Raw genomic sequence first — 16,945 nt, forward strand, 5'->3', positions numbered from 1 at the left:
GTGACCAATCGTGCCGATGTTAACGTGGGGCTTCGTACGTTCAAACTTACTCTTTGCCATTTGAGCTCTCCGTAAATTTAGCCTGCTCAGGCATTCTTTTAATTGGGAGCGTGACCCTTAGGTCACGCAAACTTCTTCTGGATTTCCTGTGCGACCGCCGTCGGAACCGGCTCATAATGGTCGAACTGCATCGTGTACTGTGCACGGCCCTGGGACATCGAACGCAGGTTGTTCACGTAACCAAACATGTTGGCGAGTGGAACATTTGCATTGACGACCGTGGCGATGCCGCGGGCTTCGGTGCCGGAAATCTGACCGCGACGCGAGTTCAGATCGCCGATAACGTCACCAACGTAATCTTCCGGCGTGACAACCTCGACCTTCATGATCGGCTCGAGGAGCTGAGCGCCTGCCTTCTGCGCACCTTCACGGAACGCTGCACGGGACGCGATTTCGAAGGCGAGAACAGACGAGTCAACGTCATGGTATGCGCCGTCGATCAGGGTGGCCTTCACGCCGAGCATCGGGAAGCCAGCCAGCGGGCCTGCACCCATGACGCTTTCGATACCCTTCTGGACACCCGGAATGTATTCCTTCGGAACCGAGCCGCCGACGATCTTCGATTCGAAGATGAAATCGTCGCCATCATGCGGTTCGAAGATGATCTTAACGCGAGCGAACTGACCCGAACCACCCGACTGCTTCTTGTGGGTATAATCGATTTCAGCCTGACGGGTGATCGATTCACGGTAAGCAACCTGCGGGGCACCGACGTTGGCTTCAACCTTGAATTCGCGCTTCATGCGATCGACGAGAATGTCGAGGTGAAGTTCGCCCATGCCGGCGATGATGGTCTGACCGGATTCTTCGTCCGACTTGACGCGGAAAGAAGGATCTTCGGCAGCCAGACGATTGAGCGCAATGCCCATCTTTTCCTGGTCGGCCTTGGTCTTCGGCTCGATAGCGATTTCGATAACCGGATCCGGGAATTCCATGCGCTCGAGGATAACCGGCTTCAGCGGATCGCAGAGCGTATCGCCAGTGGTGGTTTCCTTGAGGCCAGCCAGAGCAACGATGTCGCCTGCAAAGGCTTCTTCGATGTCTTCACGGCTGTTGGAGTGCATCTGCAACATACGGCCGATACGCTCACGCTTGCCCTTGACGGTGTTTTCGAGCGAAACGCCCTTGGTCAGCTTGCCCGAGTAGATACGAGCGAAGGTCAGCGAACCAACGAACGGGTCGTTCATGATCTTGAACGCGAGCATCGAAAGCGGTGCTTCATCCGAAGATTCACGGGTGGTTTCGGTTTCCGTCTTGACGTCGATGCCCTTGATCGCTGGCACGTCGGTCGGAGCCGGAAGGAATTCCACAACAGCGTCCAGAAGCGGCTGAACGCCACGGTTCTTGAACGCGGTACCGCAAAGGATCGGGTGGAACTTGACCTCGATGGTGCCCTTACGGATCAGCGCACGGAGCTGTTCGTTCGTAGGCATCGTGCCTTCGAGGTAAGCTTCCATGGCAGCTTCGTCGATTTCCACAGCCAGCTCGATGAGCTTTTCGCGGTATTCTTCAGCCTGATCCTTGAGGTGCTCAGGAATTTCACCAACGGTCGCAGCTGCGCCGATCGTGCCATCCCAGGTCAGAGCCTTCATTTCGATCAGGTCGATGACGCCTTCGAACTCGTTTTCAGCGCCGATCGGCAGCTGAACCGGAAGTGCTACTGCGCCAAGACGCGAACCGACCATTTCTACGCAACGGTAGAAATCGGCACCGATCTTGTCCATCTTGTTGACGAAGACCATACGCGGGACGTGGTACTTTTCAGCCTGACGCCACACGGTTTCGGTCTGAGGCTCGACGCCAGCGTTGGCATCGAGCAGTGCAATTGCGCCGTCGAGAACGCGGAGCGAACGTTCAACTTCAATCGTGAAGTCAACGTGGCCCGGCGTGTCGATGATGTTGAAGCGGCGCTTCTTGCCATCCTGACCCTGCCAGAACGTGGTCGTGGCAGCGGACGTGATGGTGATACCGCGTTCCTGCTCCTGCTCCATCCAGTCCATGGTCGACGCACCATCGTGGGTTTCGCCGATCTTATGGTTCTTACCGGTATAGAACAGAATGCGCTCGGTCATCGTCGTCTTACCGGCGTCGATGTGAGCCATGATACCGAAATTGCGGTAGTCTTCGATTTTATATTCGCGGGCCATGATAGTCGCTCTTTGAATAGGTTTCGACGATTACCAGCGGTAATGCGAGAAGGCGCGGTTGGCTTCAGCCATGCGGTGCGTGTCTTCACGCTTCTTCACAGCAGAACCACGGTTGTTAGCAGCGTCAAGCAGCTCACCGGAAAGACGATCGATCATCGTCGTCTCGTTACGGCCACGAGCAGCATTGATGAGCCAACGGATGGCAAGTGCCTGGCGGCGTTCTGGACGCACATCAACCGGAACCTGATAGGTTGCACCACCAACGCGGCGCGAACGGACTTCGATGTGCGGAGCTACATTGTCGAGCGCCTGATGGAACAGCGCGACCGGCTCGGACTTGGCCTTGGCTTCGATTACATCGAGCGCACCGTAAACGATGCTTTCAGCAACCGACTTCTTGCCATGAAGCATGACTGCATTCATGAACTTCGTGATAACGAGATCGCCGAACTTCGGATCCGGATTGATCTCACGCTTCTCAGCCTTATGGCGTCTGGACATTTCGTCTCTTCTTTCAATTACATCGGGCTCAGCTCGCCTTCTGGCGGCCGGTATCCCCGGAAAATCTTACTTCGGACGCTTTGCACCGTACTTCGAACGGCGCTGCTTGCGGTTCTTGACACCCTGGGTATCGAGAACGCCGCGGATGATGTGGTAACGCACACCCGGCAAGTCCTTTACACGACCGCCGCGGATCATGACGACGGAGTGCTCCTGCAGGTTATGCCCTTCACCAGGGATATAACCAATGACTTCGAAGCCGTTCGTCAGACGAACCTTGGCAACCTTACGGAGAGCCGAGTTCGGCTTCTTCGGGGTCGTCGTGTAAACGCGGGTGCAAACGCCGCGCTTCTGAGGGTTTGCCTGCAGTGCAGGAACCTTATTACGCTTTACCGGCGCAATGCGCGGCTTGCGGATAAGCTGGTTTACGGTTGGCATACAACCTTCCTCTATAAAAAATCTCGTATCCACGCCCATACGGGCCGTTTCACCGCCATGCTGATGCACGAATTCGGGACAAGTCACGACAACCGGTGACCACCCCGAACAAAAGCAGAGGAAGCTGACGCTTCATGCGAACGGCAAGTTGCATTTCGATCGTAAAACGAACCCTGTTTGAGATGAACTTCAGGGCGCGTCGCCCCGAAAAAGCTTGTCTCACATCGGCTCAGATGGGGTGCTGATACGTCTTTAGCGACGTTTCGTCAAGGGCAGCGGCTCAAGTTTCTTCAATGGACGGTCCGAAACCAGCGTTTTGGCTTCGCCCGGACAGGTTATTGCGCCGCATTTGACGTCTATTCGCTAATATTTCGCGATCAAAACCGTCATTTTCCTATGCAAGCATGGCGCAGCCACTTGGTAAAGGTTATTGAAGCACATCTGTGTCGAAACGCAACAGAATATTAAGGGTTTCTCAATGTCTTCCACATCCCCAACAGCCGGCGACGATTCGCCAACCGTCCATCTCGTCATTGCTGACGTCTGGAATGAAGGTGAAGAATCTCCGGTAGAAGTGCACCTGCTTTTGAAATCAGACGAGAATGAAGATCTCGTCCAGACGGTCCTCAGCATTCTTGCCGAAGAAGGCTACCATGAAGCCGAGCTTCTCGAGATGGGCACGCTGACCGAAGAACCGGAAGAAGAGCCGCACAAGAGTGCCTGGGCCACCGCGCTCAGCGGCGAAGTCGCGCTGATCGAATTCGACGGCGACGACGAAGAAGAAGAATAAGCATCAGAAGAAAGTGCCGGTTCCGACCGGCATTTTTTTATCCAGCATCAAGCCGCACCCGCTTTTGCAGGAAATATCGAAATACAAAAAGGCCGCCTCGAAAGGCGGCCTTTTTCAGTTTCATATCTATCGATCTTACTCGGCAGCGTTGTTGGTCATATCGACCAGCATTGCATTGGCTTCGGTAGAACCCGAAGACTTGCGGCGCTCATCGATGATCAGCTCGTCGCGTGCAGTTGCGATGCGACGGATCTGGTTGGTCATGCCGCCAGTACCGGCCGGAATGAGACGGCCGACGATGACGTTTTCCTTGAGACCCTGCAGCGTGTCCATCTTGCCGGCAACCGCAGCTTCGGTAAGCACGCGGGTCGTCTCCTGGAACGACGCAGCCGAGATGAACGAAGGCGTCTGCAGCGAAGCCTTGGTGATACCGAGGAGGACAGGATTGCCGGAACCCGGCTTCTTGCCTTCTTCGATAAGACGTTCGTTGATCTCTTCCAGCTCGATGCGGTCGACGTGGTCGCCCGGAATGTAACCGGTATCGCCGGATTCCGTGATTTCCACCTTCTGCAGCATCTGACGGACAATCACTTCGATGTGCTTGTCGTTGATCAAAACGCCCTGCAAACGATAGACTTCCTGGATTTCGTTCACGAGGTACGAAGCCAGAGCTTCGACGCCCTTGATCGCCAGAATGTCATGCGGTGCCGGGTTGCCGTCGAGGATGTACTCACCCTTTTCGATGACGTCACCGTCCTGAAGATGGAACGGCTTGCCCTTCGGAATGAGGTACTCGACCGGCTCGATCGTGTCGTCGTTCGGCTCGATGATGATGCGACGCTTGTTCTTGTAGTCGCGACCGAAACGAACGGTACCATCGATCTCGGCGATGACGGCATGGTCCTTCGGACGACGTGCTTCGAACAGTTCCGCAACGCGCGGCAGACCACCGGTGATGTCTTTGGTCTTGGCGCTTTCCATCGGCAGACGGGCGATAACGTCACCAGCCTTAACATGCGCGCCCGGCTCGACCGAAAGGATCGATTCCACGGAGAGCATGAAGCGGGCATCGCCACCCTTCGACAGCTTCAGGATCTTGCCAGCCTTGTCCTTGATGACCATGGCAGGCTTGAGGTCCGAACCGCGAGGGGTAGAACGCCAGTCGATAACGACGCGCTTGGTGATACCGGTCGACTCGTCAGCCGATTCCGAAACCGAGAGACCATCGACGAGATCTTCGAACTCAACGTAGCCTTCAACTTCGGTCATGATCGGACGGGTGTACGGATCCCACTCGGCAATACGCTGACCGCGCTTAACCGTGTCGGCCTCATCAACGAACAGACGCGAACCGTAGGTCACGCGATGGACCGCACGTTCCTTGCCCGTATTGTCGAGGATCAGCACAGCCATGTTACGGCCCATCACCACGAGGTTGCCATCGGAGTTGCGAACCACATTGCGGTTACGCAGCTTGACGGTGCCTTCGTACGAAGCTTCGAGATACGAGCTGTCAACAACCTGTGCGGTACCGCCAAGGTGGAAGGTACGCATGGTGAGCTGAGTGCCCGGCTCGCCGATCGACTGAGCGGCGATAACGCCGACAGCTTCGCCCTGGTTGACCGGAGTACCGCGTGCAAGGTCGCGACCATAGCACTTGGCGCAAACGCCGTTGCGGGTTTCGCAGGTCAGGGCAGAGCGGATGCGGATCGACTGGATGGCAGCCTTCTCGATGATCTCGACGTCCTTTTCCTCGATCATGCGGCCAGCCTCGACGATGACTTCGCCGGTGGTCGGATGCAGGATCGGATCGAGAGCCGTACGGCCCAGAACGCGCTGGCCAATCGAAGCCACGATCTGGCCGGCATCGACGATCGGCTGCATGGTGAGACCGATTTCGGCGCCGCAATCGACTTCCGAAATGATCGCATCCTGTGCAACGTCAACGAGACGACGGGTCAGGTAGCCCGAGTTAGCAGTCTTCAAGGCGGTGTCTGCCAGACCCTTACGGGCACCGTGGGTCGAGTTGAAGTACTCGTTAACGGTCAGGCCTTCCTTGAAGTTCGAGATGATCGGGGTTTCGATGATTTCACCTGACGGCTTGGCCATAAGGCCACGCATGCCGCCCAGCTGACGCATCTGGTTGACCGAACCACGGGCACCCGAATGCGACATCATGTAGACCGAGTTCATCTGCTTCTGGCGACCGGTCACCGGATCGAATTCGACGGCCTTCAGGCGCGCCATCATCTCTTCGGTGATCTTGTCGGTTGCCTTACCCCAGGCGTCGACGACCTTGTTGTACTTTTCGCCCTGAGTGATCAGGCCGTCATTGTACTGCTGTTCGTATTCGGTCGTAAGCGCTTCGGTGTCGGCAACGATCTTCGCCTTCGTATCCGGAATGACCATGTCATCCTTGCCGAAGGAAATGCCTGCACGGCAGGCATGCGCGAAGCCGAGCTGCATGATGCGATCGCAGAAGATAACCGTCTCTTTCTGACCGCAATGGCGGTAGACGTGATCGATCATCTTGGAGATGTTCTTCTTGGTCATCTCCTGATTGCAGATATCGAAAGGCACGTTGACGTTCTTCGGCAGCAGCTCACCGGTGATCATGCGGCCAGGCGTCGTGTCGTAGATCTTCGACACAGGCTTGCCTTCGGCATCGACCGTCTTGAAACGGCCCTTGATCTTGGTGTGCAGCGTGACGACCTTGTTCTCAAGCGCATGCTGCAGCTCGCCCATATCGGCGAACATCATGCCCTCGCCCGGCTCCTTGTCTGCCACGATGGACAGATAATAGAGGCCGAGAACCATGTCCTGCGAAGGAACGATGATCGGTGCGCCGTTGGCAGGATGCAGGATGTTGTTGGTCGACATCATCAGCACGCGTGCTTCAAGCTGGGCTTCGAGCGACAGCGGAACGTGAACAGCCATCTGGTCACCGTCGAAGTCGGCGTTGAACGCCGTACAAACGAGCGGATGCAGCTGGATAGCCTTGCCTTCGATCAGCGTGGGTTCGAAGGCCTGGATACCAAGACGGTGCAGCGTAGGCGCGCGGTTCAGAAGAACCGGATGCTCACGGATCACTTCGTCGAGGATATCCCAGACTTCCGGACGTTCCTTTTCAACCAGCTTCTTCGCCTGCTTGACGGTCGAGGAGTAACCCTTGGCGTCAAGACGTGCGTAGATGAATGGCTTGAACAGTTCGAGCGCCATCTTCTTCGGCAGGCCGCACTGGTGCAGCTTGAGTTCCGGACCGGTCACGATGACCGAACGACCGGAATAGTCGACGCGCTTGCCGAGCAGGTTCTGACGGAAGCGACCCTGCTTGCCCTTGAGCATGTCGGACAGCGACTTCAACGGACGCTTGTTAGCACCGGTGATGACGCGACCACGACGGCCGTTATCGAACAGCGCGTCCACAGCTTCCTGCAGCATGCGCTTTTCGTTACGGATGATGATGCCCGGTGCGCGCAGTTCGATCAGGCGCTTCAGACGGTTGTTACGGTTGATGACGCGGCGATAGAGATCGTTCAGATCCGACGTCGCGAAACGACCGCCATCCAGCGGCACGAGCGGACGCAGATCCGGCGGAATAACCGGAACGATCTTCATGATCATCCATTCCGGGCGGTTTCCCGACTCCAGGAAGTTTTCGACGATCTTCAGACGCTTCATCAGCTTCTTCTGCTTCAGGTCCGAGGTGGTCTCGGCCAGATCGACGCGCAGATCGGCGGCAATCTTTTCGAGTTCCATCGAAGCCAGAAGCTCGTAGATAGCTTCAGCACCAATGAGAGCCGTGAACTGATCTTCGCCGAATTCATCGACGGCGATCATGTATTCCTCTTCCGAAAGAAGCTGATGCTCCTTCAGCGAGGTCAGGCCCGGTTCGGTAACAATGTAGTTCTCGAAGTACAGGACGCGCTCGATATCCTTGAGCGTCATGTCCAGGAGCGTGCCGATACGGCTCGGCAGCGACTTCAGGAACCAGATGTGGGCAACCGGGGCTGCGAGTTCGATGTGGCCCATGCGCTCGCGACGAACGCGCGAGAGCGTGACTTCCACGCCGCACTTTTCGCAGATGATGCCCTTGTATTTCATACGCTTGTACTTGCCGCACAAGCATTCATAGTCCTTGATCGGGCCAAAGATGCGCGCGCAGAAGAGACCATCGCGTTCAGGCTTGAACGTGCGGTAGTTGATCGTCTCCGGCTTCTTGATCTCGCCGTATGACCAGGACAGAATCTTCTCAGGGCTGGCAATCGAGATTCTGATGGAATCGAACGTCTGTGCCGGAGCCTGAGGATTGAAAAGATTCATGACCTCTTGGTTCATGCCGTTCTCCTTGAGGGCGATCCGTCGCCCTGTGTCGTCGATGACAAGCTGAAAATCCTTGCCATCCTGAAAAGAAATCGCGGTACTACGCAGTTATGAACTGGCTTGCCGTAGTTTCGTTTCCGGTGCGGAACCGTGTTCCGCATATTCTGGAAACGATTATACGGGCGCGCCGCGGCAATACCGTGGCGCGCCCTTGAGCTTTATTCCGCTGCGTCAGGCAGGGCCTGCTGCTGTTCGTCGCGTGTATCGTCCAGCTCGACATTGAGACCGAGCGAACGCATTTCCTTTACGAGAACGTTGAAGCTCTCCGGAATGCCTGCTTCGAACGTATCGTCGCCGCGCACGATCGCTTCGTAGACCTTGGTACGGCCTGCCACGTCGTCCGACTTGACGGTCAGCATTTCCTGCAGCGTGTAAGCCGCACCGTATGCTTCCAGAGCCCAGACCTCCATTTCGCCGAAGCGCTGGCCACCGAACTGGGCCTTGCCGCCCAGAGGCTGCTGCGTAACGAGCGAGTAAGGTCCGATCGAACGAGCGTGGATCTTGTCGTCGACCAGGTGGTGGAGCTTCAACATATAGATGTAGCCCATGGTCACCTGACGGTCGAACGGCTCACCCGTACGGCCATCGTAAAGCGTCGACTGACCAGACGTTGCAAGACCCGCATCCGTCAGCATCGCGTTGATGTCGGCTTCCACCGCACCGTCGAAGACCGGCGTTGCGATCGACACGCCGCGCTTCACCTGGTTGGCCAGCATGAGGACGGAATCGTCGTCATAAGACCGGACCGGTTCGTTGCGGTCGTTGTCCGGATAGATGTGCTCCAGTGTATCGCGCAGCGGCTCAATATTGGCCGTCTTGCGATAAACGTCGATGAGCTCACCGATCTTCTTGCCCATGCCAGCGCATGCCCAGCCGAGGTGGGTTTCCAGAATCTGGCCCACATTCATACGGCTCGGAACGCCAAGCGGGTTCAACACGATGTCGGCATGCGTACCGTCTTCGAGGAACGGCATGTCCTCGACTGGCAGAATGCGGGAAACCACACCCTTGTTGCCGTGACGGCCAGCCATCTTGTCGCCTGGCTGGATCTTGCGCTTCACAGCGACAAAGACCTTAACCATCTTCATGACGCCTGGAGGCATCTCGTCGCCGCGCTGTACCTTCTCGACCTTGTCCATGAAGCGTGCTTCGAGCAGCTTCTTGGATTCGTCATACTGGCCACGCAGAGCTTCGAGTTCGCCCTGGAGCTTCTCGTCGTCGACAGCAAACTGCCACCACTGCGACCGCGGATATTCGGTCATCAGTTCACGGGTGATCGTCGAGCCCTTCTTGAAGCCCTTCGGACCCGCTGCAGCGACCTTGCCATCGATCATGTCGGCAAGACGGCCATAGACGTTGCGATCCAGGATAGCCTGTTCGTCGTCACGGTCCTTGGCGAGACGCTCGATTTCCTCGCGTTCGATAGCCATGGCGCGTTCGTCCTTTTCAACGCCGTGGCGATTGAAAACGCGAACTTCCACAACCGTACCGTAGGTTCCGGGCGGCATACGCATGGAGGTGTCACGGACGTCCGATGCCTTTTCACCGAAGATGGCGCGTAGGAGCTTCTCTTCCGGCGTCATCGGGCTTTCACCCTTCGGCGTGATCTTGCCGACAAGAATGTCGCCAGGATGCACTTCGGCACCGATGTACACGATACCGGCTTCGTCGAGATTCTTCAGCGCTTCTTCCGAAACGTTCGGAATGTCGCGAGTGATTTCCTCAGGTCCAAGCTTGGTGTCGCGGGCAGCTACTTCGAATTCCTCGATATGGATCGAAGTGAACACGTCGTCCGAAACGATCTTCTCGGAAAGAAGGATCGAATCTTCGTAGTTGTAGCCGTTCCACGGCATGAACGCGACGAGCACGTTACGGCCGAGAGCCAGATCGCCCAGATCCGTCGACGGACCGTCAGCGATGATGTCACCCTTCTGGATGGGATCGCCAACGCGTACGAGCGGACGCTGATTGATGCAGGTGTTCTGGTTCGAACGCTGGAACTTCATCAGGCGATAGATATCGACGCCCGACTTGGACGGATCGAGATCTTCAGTCGCACGGATAACGATACGCGTTGCGTCAACCTGATCGACCACACCGCCACGGCGTGCTGCAATAGCGGCACCGGAGTCACGCGCAACGACAGCTTCCATGCCCGTACCGACGAACGGCGCTTCAGCGCGAACGAGCGGCACAGCCTGACGCTGCATGTTCGAGCCCATGAGAGCGCGGTTGGCGTCGTCGTTTTCAAGGAACGGGATGAGAGCCGCAGCAACCGAAACGAGCTGCTTCGGCGACACGTCCATCAGATCCACGTTTTCACGCGGAGCCATCATCACTTCGCCTGCATGACGGCAGATGACGAATTCGTCAACGAAACCGCCCCGCTCGTCCAGCTCGACGTTAGCCTGCGCAACCGAGTGCTTGGCTTCTTCCATCGCCGACAGATAAACAACGTCGTTCGTTACCTTGCCGTCGACAACCTTGCGGTACGGGCTTTCGATGAAGCCGTACTTGTTGACGCGGGCAAAAGTTGCAAGCGAGTTGATCAGACCGATATTCGGACCTTCCGGCGTTTCAATCGGGCAGATACGGCCATAGTGGGTCGGATGCACGTCGCGGACTTCGAAGCCAGCGCGCTCGCGGGTCAGACCGCCCGGTCCAAGAGCCGAGAGACGGCGCTTGTGGGTGATTTCCGAAAGCGGGTTGGTCTGATCCATGAACTGCGACAGCTGCGAGGAACCGAAGAACTCGCGCACGGCTGCAGCAGCCGGCTTCGCGTTGATCAGATCCTGCGGCATGACCGTGTCGATTTCGATCGAGGACATACGTTCCTTGATCGCGCGCTCCATACGGAGCAGACCGACGCGATACTGATTTTCCATCAGTTCGCCGACCGAACGCACACGGCGGTTGCCGAGATTGTCGATGTCGTCGATTTCGCCGCGACCGTCGCGCAGTTCCACCAGCATCTTGACCACGGCCAGGATGTCTTCCTTGCGCAGAACGCGCACGGTGTCTTCCGCGTCGAGATCCAGACGCATGTTCATCTTGACGCGACCGACAGCCGAAAGGTCGTAGCGCTCAGCGTCGAAGAACAGCGAGTTGAACATCGCTTCGGCGGAATCCATCGTAGGCGGTTCGCCCGGACGCATGACGCGATAGATGTCGAACAGGGCTTCCTGACGGCTTTCGTTCTTGTCGACAGCCAGCGTGTTGCGGATGTAGCCACCGATGTTGATATGATCGATGTCGAGGACGTTGATTTCCGTCTCGCCGGTGTCGATCAGAGTCTTGAGGACCTTCTCGTCGATTTCGTCACCAGCTTCGAGATAAATCTCGCCGGTTGCGTAATTGACGACATCTTCCGCAAGATACGAACCGAACAGATCGTCTTCCGTCGCCTTGATGGCCTTGAGGCCCTTTTCAGCAAGCTGCTTGGCCGAACGGGCGGTCAGCTTCTTGCCAGCTTCAAGAACGACTTCACCGGTGTCCGCATCGATGAGATCGGAGATGATCTTCATGCCCTTGAAGCGGTCAGCCGAATACGGAATGCGCCAGTTGTCGCCGTCACGCGTATAGGTGACAGTCTTGTAGAACGTCGACAGAATGTCTTCGCCGTCCATGCCGAGAGCCATCAGCAGCGTGGTGGCCGGCAGCTTCCGGCGGCGGTCGATACGTGCGTAGACGATGTCCTTGGAATCGAACTCGATATCGAGCCAGGAACCGCGGTAAGGGATGACGCGCGCGGCGAACAGGAGCTTGCCCGAAGAATGGGTCTTGCCCTTGTCGTGGTCGAAGAAGACGCCCGGCGAACGGTGCATCTGCGAAACGATCACGCGCTCGGTGCCATTGACGATGAAGGTGCCGTTGTCGGTCATGAGCGGCATATCGCCCATGTAGACATCCTGCTCCTTGATGTCCTTGATCGACTTCGCGCCGGTATCTTCGTCAATATCGAACACGATAAGACGCAGCGTCACCTTGAGTGGCGCCGAATACGTCAGATCGCGCTGACGGCATTCGTCAACGTCGAATTTTGGTGCGTCGAACTCGTAGCGAACGAATTCGAGCATTGAAGCGCCGGAGAAATCCTGAATTGGGAAAACAGACTTGAAAACCGCCTGCAAACCCTCGTCAGAACGCCCACCGGATGGTTCTTCAACCATAAGGAACTGGTCGTAAGATGCCTTCTGAACCTCGATAAGGTTCGGCATCTCGGCGACCTCTGGGATCTTGCCGAAAAATTTGCGTACGCGCTTGCGACCATTGAATGAATGGGTCTGAGCCATCGTCGCTCCTCGTTCTATAGCCTTGCGGCTTGCTCACGCCTTGCGGCCTTTATCATGCGCCGCCCTTCGGCGGTCCTTCGAGCACATGATCCTTCAGATCGGCCCCTTCAGATCGGATGGATCGAAAAGGATCATGTGCAAACTTTCCAGAGCTGCCTTCCGCATCGTTACCGGCACGCGGCGCTCTTAACGGGCTAAAACCCGTTTCCTGAAAGCCGTTCCGGCACTCAGGAAAAGGGTTCCAGTTATCCGACCCACCAGGAAAGTCCGGCGGGAACTGGCGGATGGAAAACCATCCGCCAGAATAGTCCGAACTTACTTGAGTTCGACCTTGGCGCCAGCAGCTTCGAGCTGTGCCTTGATCTTCTCAGCTTCGTCCTTCGAAGCGCCTTCCTTGACAGCCTTCGGAGCGCCTTCGACCAGGTCCTTGGCTTCCTTGAGGCCGAGACCGGTGATTGCGCGCACTTCCTTGATCACGTTGATCTTGTTAGCGCCGCCGTCAGCGAGAACGACGTCGAATTCGGTCTTTTCTTCAGCAGCAGCAGCCGGAGCAGCGCCACCAGCAGCAGCAACTGCAACAGGAGCAGCAGCCGAAACGCCCCACTTCTCTTCGAGAAGCTTCGAAAGCTCTGCAGCTTCGAGAACGGTCAGTGCCGACAGGTCGTCAACGATCTTTGCGAGATCAGCCATTTTGGTATTTCCTTAGTTTCAAGGTTTGAACAATTGACAGCGAAAAACGGCCTTACGCCGCCTCGTTCTTCCGGGCGTGCGCGCCAATAACGCGAGCGATCTGGCCCGCTGGTGCGCTGGTAAGTACTGCGAGACGCTGAGCCGGGGTCTGGATCATTCCAACCAGCTTTGCGCGCAGTTCGTCGAGCGATGGGAGCGAAGCAAGCGACTTGACGCCATCGGCGTTAAGCGTCGTTGCACCCATTGCACCACCGAGGATAACGAGCTTGTCGTTAGCCTTGGCGAATTCGACGGCTACTTTCGGAGCAGCAATCGGGTCGTTTGCATAAGCAACAACCGTCTGACCTGTAAACAGATCAGAAATGCCTTCCGATTCCGTGCCCTGAAGAGCGATCTTGGCAAGGCGGTTTTTCGCGACTTTAACGGACCCACCTGCATCACGCATCTTCGAGCGAAGATCGCTCATCTGCGCAACGGTGAGACCGGTATAGTGGGCCACGACGACCGAACCGGACTCTTTAAAAGCGCCGTTCAGCCACGAGACAAATTCGCGTTTTTCCGCTCTATCCACTGTCTCTCTCCAGTAGGCAGGACCACATGGCCCTGCCGGTTGCCTTTGCCGGACGAACTTCACAGTCAGCCCGACGTTCGAGGATCCTGTCCCCTTCAGCTATCCTGGAAGCCAGGCGTCACTCAAAGGCAACTACGGTTCAAACCTTGCATGCGTATTCACGCGAAACAGGGTTATTCCACGTCTCATGCAGGCCACATGTTTAAGGACAATCATCCGAAGATGATGATCCGCCTGCAATCTCGGACAGGATAACCGGACTTTCGTCCGGCTATCCGGATCTTGCGATCCGGAATTTTTGCCTTTCGCCCTGCTTTACAGGACTGGCTGGCAGCCACGCCTCCCCAACCGGAAAGGCTTGGACTCCGGCGAACCGGAGCCCATGAAAACTTAGGCGACGACCTTGACGGTTGCCGGATCGACCTTGACGCCAACGCCCATGGTCGAGGAAAGCGATACGCGCTTGACGTATTCACCCTTGGCAGCCGACGGCTTTGCCTTGATGACGGCGTCAGCGAAAGCCTTGATGTTTTCTTCGAGCTTGGCATTGTCGAAGGAAACCTTGCCGATACCGGCATGGATGATACCAGCCTTCTCGACGCGGAATTCGACTGCACCGCCCTTGGAAGCAGCAACAGCGGCTGCAACGTCGGTGGTGACGGTGCCAACCTTCGGGTTCGGCATCATGCCACGCGGGCCGAGAACCTTACCAAGACGGCCAACGAGCGGCATCATGTCCGGGGTTGCAATGCAGCGATCGAAGTCGATCTTGCCGCCATTGACGATTTCGAACAGTTCTTCCGCACCGACGATGTCGGCGCCAGCCTTCTTGGCTTCTTCAGCCTTGTCGCCGCGAGCGAAAACAGCAACGCGAACCGTACGGCCCGTGCCATTCGGCAGGTTGACAACGCCGCGAACCATCTGGTCAGCGTGGCGCGGATCGACGCCGAGGTTCATCGCGATTTCGATGGTTTCATCGAACTTGGCGACAGCACGTTCCTTGACGAGGCCGATAGCAGCCGACAGATCGTACAGCTTGTTGCGATCGACGCCTTCACGGATCTTGTTAATGCGCTTGGAAATCTTCGCCATCGTCTCAGCCCACCACTTCCAGGCCCATCGAACGGGCAGAACCTTCGATCATGCGCATCGCTGCTTCAATATCAGCGGCGTTCAGATCCTTCATCTTCGCTTCAGCGATCGTGCGAACCTTGTCGCGGGAGATCGTGCCGGCGCTCGCCTTGCCCGGGGTCTTCGAACCGGACTTGAGGTTAGCGGCCTTCTTGAGGAAGTAGGTCACCGGAGGGGTCTTCATCACAAAAGTGAAAGACTTGTCCTGATAATAGGTGATCACGACTGGAATCGGCGAACCCTTTTCCATTTCCTGCGAGGCAGCGTTGAACGCCTTGCAGAATTCCATGATGTTGATGCCGCGCTGACCCAGGGCCGGACCGATCGGGGGCGACGGATTGGCCGCACCTGCCGCTACCTGGAGCTTAAGCTGGCCTGCAATTTTCTTAGCCATTGCTTTCTGCCTTTTTAATTTGCCGGAAAATCCGGCTTTCTCGATTAATGCCGGAAATTCCGGCTCTCGACTGACGCCAGCTGAACTGGCGGGCAGTTCGGTGGTTCGGAGCTCGACGACCGGCTAAGCCGCCTTCCCTTCCACCATTTCACCCCGCCCGAAATTCGGTCAGGGTGAATGCCCTTGCGGGCAAAACGATCAGAGCTTGTCGACCTGACCGTATTCCAGATCCACAGGCGTTGCGCGCCCGAAGATGGAAACCTCAACCTTGAGACGCGCACGTTCTTCGTCGACTTCCTGAACGATGCCGTTGAACGAAGCGAACGGACCATCGGAAACGCGAACGTTTTCGCCAATCTCGAAGGATACCGAAGTCTTTGGACGCTCGACGCCATCCTGAACCTGGTTCAGAATCTGGTCGACTTCCTTCTGGGAAACCGGAACAGGCTTGGAATCGCCAAGGAAACCAGTGACTTTCGGGGTATTCTTGATAAGCGAGAAGACGGCATCCGTGAGGGTTGCACGAACCAGCACGTAACCCGGGAAGAACTTGCGCTCTGCGTCAACCTTGCGGCCGCGGCGCACTTCAACGATCTTCTCGGTCGGCACAACGATCTGCTCGATCAGCTCGGACAGACCCTTCTGCTTCGCCTTGGCTTCGATATCCTCGGCGACCTTCTTTTCGAAATTGGAATAGGCGTGAACGATGTACCAGCGCGCCGTCATCTAAAAACTCCCCAATCCTAACTTATCGACCAAGGCCGAGAATAAATTCTACGCCATAGGCCATAAGCTGGTCGGCAAGAAAAAAGAACGCGGCAGCCAGAAACGCCATAATCACCACCATAATGGTGGAGATGACCGTTTCACGCCGTGTAGGCCAGGTCACCTTCGCCGTTTCGGCGCGAACCTGCTGAAAAAAGGTGATCGGATTCGTTTTGGATGCCATCTGCCGCTCTGTCATTGATCCGGCGCTACCCCCAAACCCCAACCCGTCGAAACGAATCAGAAGCCTGAAGTCACGCGTATACGGCACGCAAAGCTGAAAATTCAGCCCCACGCGCCGCGTGTCTGTTGACGCTACATAGAATCGATTCCCGAAAAAAACAAGCCCAAAGGTTAAAAGAATACCATACAGGCTTATCGGAAATCCGATCCTTGCGAATATCACTCGGCGCACCATCCAATCGTGCGGCGGCGATCCTTCCCTACCCGGCCAACAAATCCCGCAGGGAATTATCATTTTCAACGACGTCGCCTTGCCGAAGCCTGCGCCACCGTCGAAAAGGTAAGGCGGCAAAGATTGCCGCCTAACTTATAATATAGAAAACGGGCGCCCATAGTCAAGCCATGAGCACCCGTTATAAAATGGCAGGGGCAGCAGGGCTCGAACCCGCGACCTACGGTTTTGGAGACCGTCGCTCTACCAACTGAGCTATACCCCTATGCGGCATTGTGTTGCCTGATCGGCAGAATGCCAGACTGGCGGCGTAACCGCCAGTCAAATTCATTACTCGATGATCGAGGAGACGATGCCTGCACCGACGG

12 protein-coding genes and 1 tRNA gene are annotated in these 16,945 nt (G+C 56.6%); 1 reads left to right on the plus strand and 12 read right to left on the minus strand.

Translation table 11 applies throughout. The annotated features are described in order from the left end of the window. Positions 1-122: 122 nt before the first annotated feature. The 3 genes from fusA to rpsL all read right to left on the minus strand — a co-directional run bounded on the left by fusA (position 123) and on the right by rpsL (position 3,146). Positions 123-2,207, minus strand: a complete 2,085-nt coding sequence (gene fusA, locus CES86_RS04915) for an elongation factor G (protein WP_010659911.1) — start codon at positions 2,205-2,207, stop codon at positions 123-125. A gap of 30 nt (positions 2,208-2,237) precedes the next feature. After that, entirely contained in the window at positions 2,238-2,708 is a 471-nt protein-coding gene (gene rpsG, locus CES86_RS04920; RefSeq protein WP_010659910.1) for a 30S ribosomal protein S7, read from the minus strand. A gap of 66 nt (positions 2,709-2,774) precedes the next feature. Continuing rightward, entirely contained in the window at positions 2,775-3,146 is a 372-nt protein-coding gene (gene rpsL, locus CES86_RS04925; RefSeq protein WP_006471111.1) for a 30S ribosomal protein S12, read from the minus strand. Positions 3,147-3,576: 430 nt separating this feature from the next. Here rpsL and CES86_RS04930 point away from each other — a divergent pair, with 430 nt between their 5' ends. Further along, positions 3,577-3,936, plus strand: a complete 360-nt coding sequence (locus tag CES86_RS04930) for a hypothetical protein (RefSeq protein WP_094513796.1) — start codon at positions 3,577-3,579, stop codon at positions 3,934-3,936. A 135-nt stretch (positions 3,937-4,071) separates the two neighbouring features. Here CES86_RS04930 and rpoC read toward each other — a convergent pair whose 3' ends face one another. From rpoC to CES86_RS04980, 9 genes are all read right to left on the minus strand, one after another. Next, positions 4,072-8,274 carry a DNA-directed RNA polymerase subunit beta' gene (gene rpoC / locus CES86_RS04935; RefSeq protein ID WP_012091907.1) on the minus strand — a complete coding sequence of 1,401 codons (4,203 nt, stop codon included), beginning with the start codon at positions 8,272-8,274 and terminating at the stop codon, positions 4,072-4,074. 203 nt (positions 8,275-8,477) lie between these two features. After that, positions 8,478-12,611, minus strand: coding sequence for a DNA-directed RNA polymerase subunit beta (rpoB, locus tag CES86_RS04940; protein ID WP_010659907.1), 4,134 nt, complete (start codon positions 12,609-12,611; stop codon positions 8,478-8,480). 315 nt (positions 12,612-12,926) lie between these two features. Then, on the minus strand, positions 12,927-13,301 hold the full coding sequence (rplL, locus tag CES86_RS04950) for a 50S ribosomal protein L7/L12 (RefSeq protein WP_010659906.1): 375 nt from the start codon (positions 13,299-13,301) through the stop codon (positions 12,927-12,929). 52 nt (positions 13,302-13,353) lie between these two features. Next, positions 13,354-13,872 carry a 50S ribosomal protein L10 gene (gene rplJ, locus CES86_RS04955; protein ID WP_010659905.1) on the minus strand — a complete coding sequence of 173 codons (519 nt, stop codon included), beginning with the start codon at positions 13,870-13,872 and terminating at the stop codon, positions 13,354-13,356. Positions 13,873-14,262: 390 nt separating this feature from the next. Continuing rightward, the gene (rplA, locus tag CES86_RS04960) at positions 14,263-14,964 is read right to left on the minus strand and encodes a 50S ribosomal protein L1 (protein ID WP_010659904.1); all 702 of its coding nucleotides are present in this window, start codon (positions 14,962-14,964) and stop codon (positions 14,263-14,265) included. 4 nt (positions 14,965-14,968) lie between these two features. Further along, entirely contained in the window at positions 14,969-15,397 is a 429-nt protein-coding gene (gene rplK / locus CES86_RS04965; protein ID WP_010659903.1) for a 50S ribosomal protein L11, read from the minus strand. A 198-nt stretch (positions 15,398-15,595) separates the two neighbouring features. Next, entirely contained in the window at positions 15,596-16,123 is a 528-nt protein-coding gene (gene nusG, locus CES86_RS04970) for a transcription termination/antitermination protein NusG (RefSeq protein ID WP_006467043.1), read from the minus strand. A 22-nt stretch (positions 16,124-16,145) separates the two neighbouring features. Further along, complete coding sequence (gene secE, locus CES86_RS04975) at positions 16,146-16,346, minus strand: preprotein translocase subunit SecE (RefSeq protein ID WP_002964376.1); 201 nt, start codon at positions 16,344-16,346, stop codon at positions 16,146-16,148. A 420-nt stretch (positions 16,347-16,766) separates the two neighbouring features. Then, a tRNA-Trp gene (locus CES86_RS04980) sits at positions 16,767-16,842 on the minus strand. Positions 16,843-16,945: the final 103 nt, after the last annotated feature.

The sequence above is a fragment of the Brucella lupini genome, from assembly GCF_002252535.1.
Lineage (GTDB): Bacteria > Pseudomonadota > Alphaproteobacteria > Rhizobiales > Rhizobiaceae > Brucella > Brucella anthropi.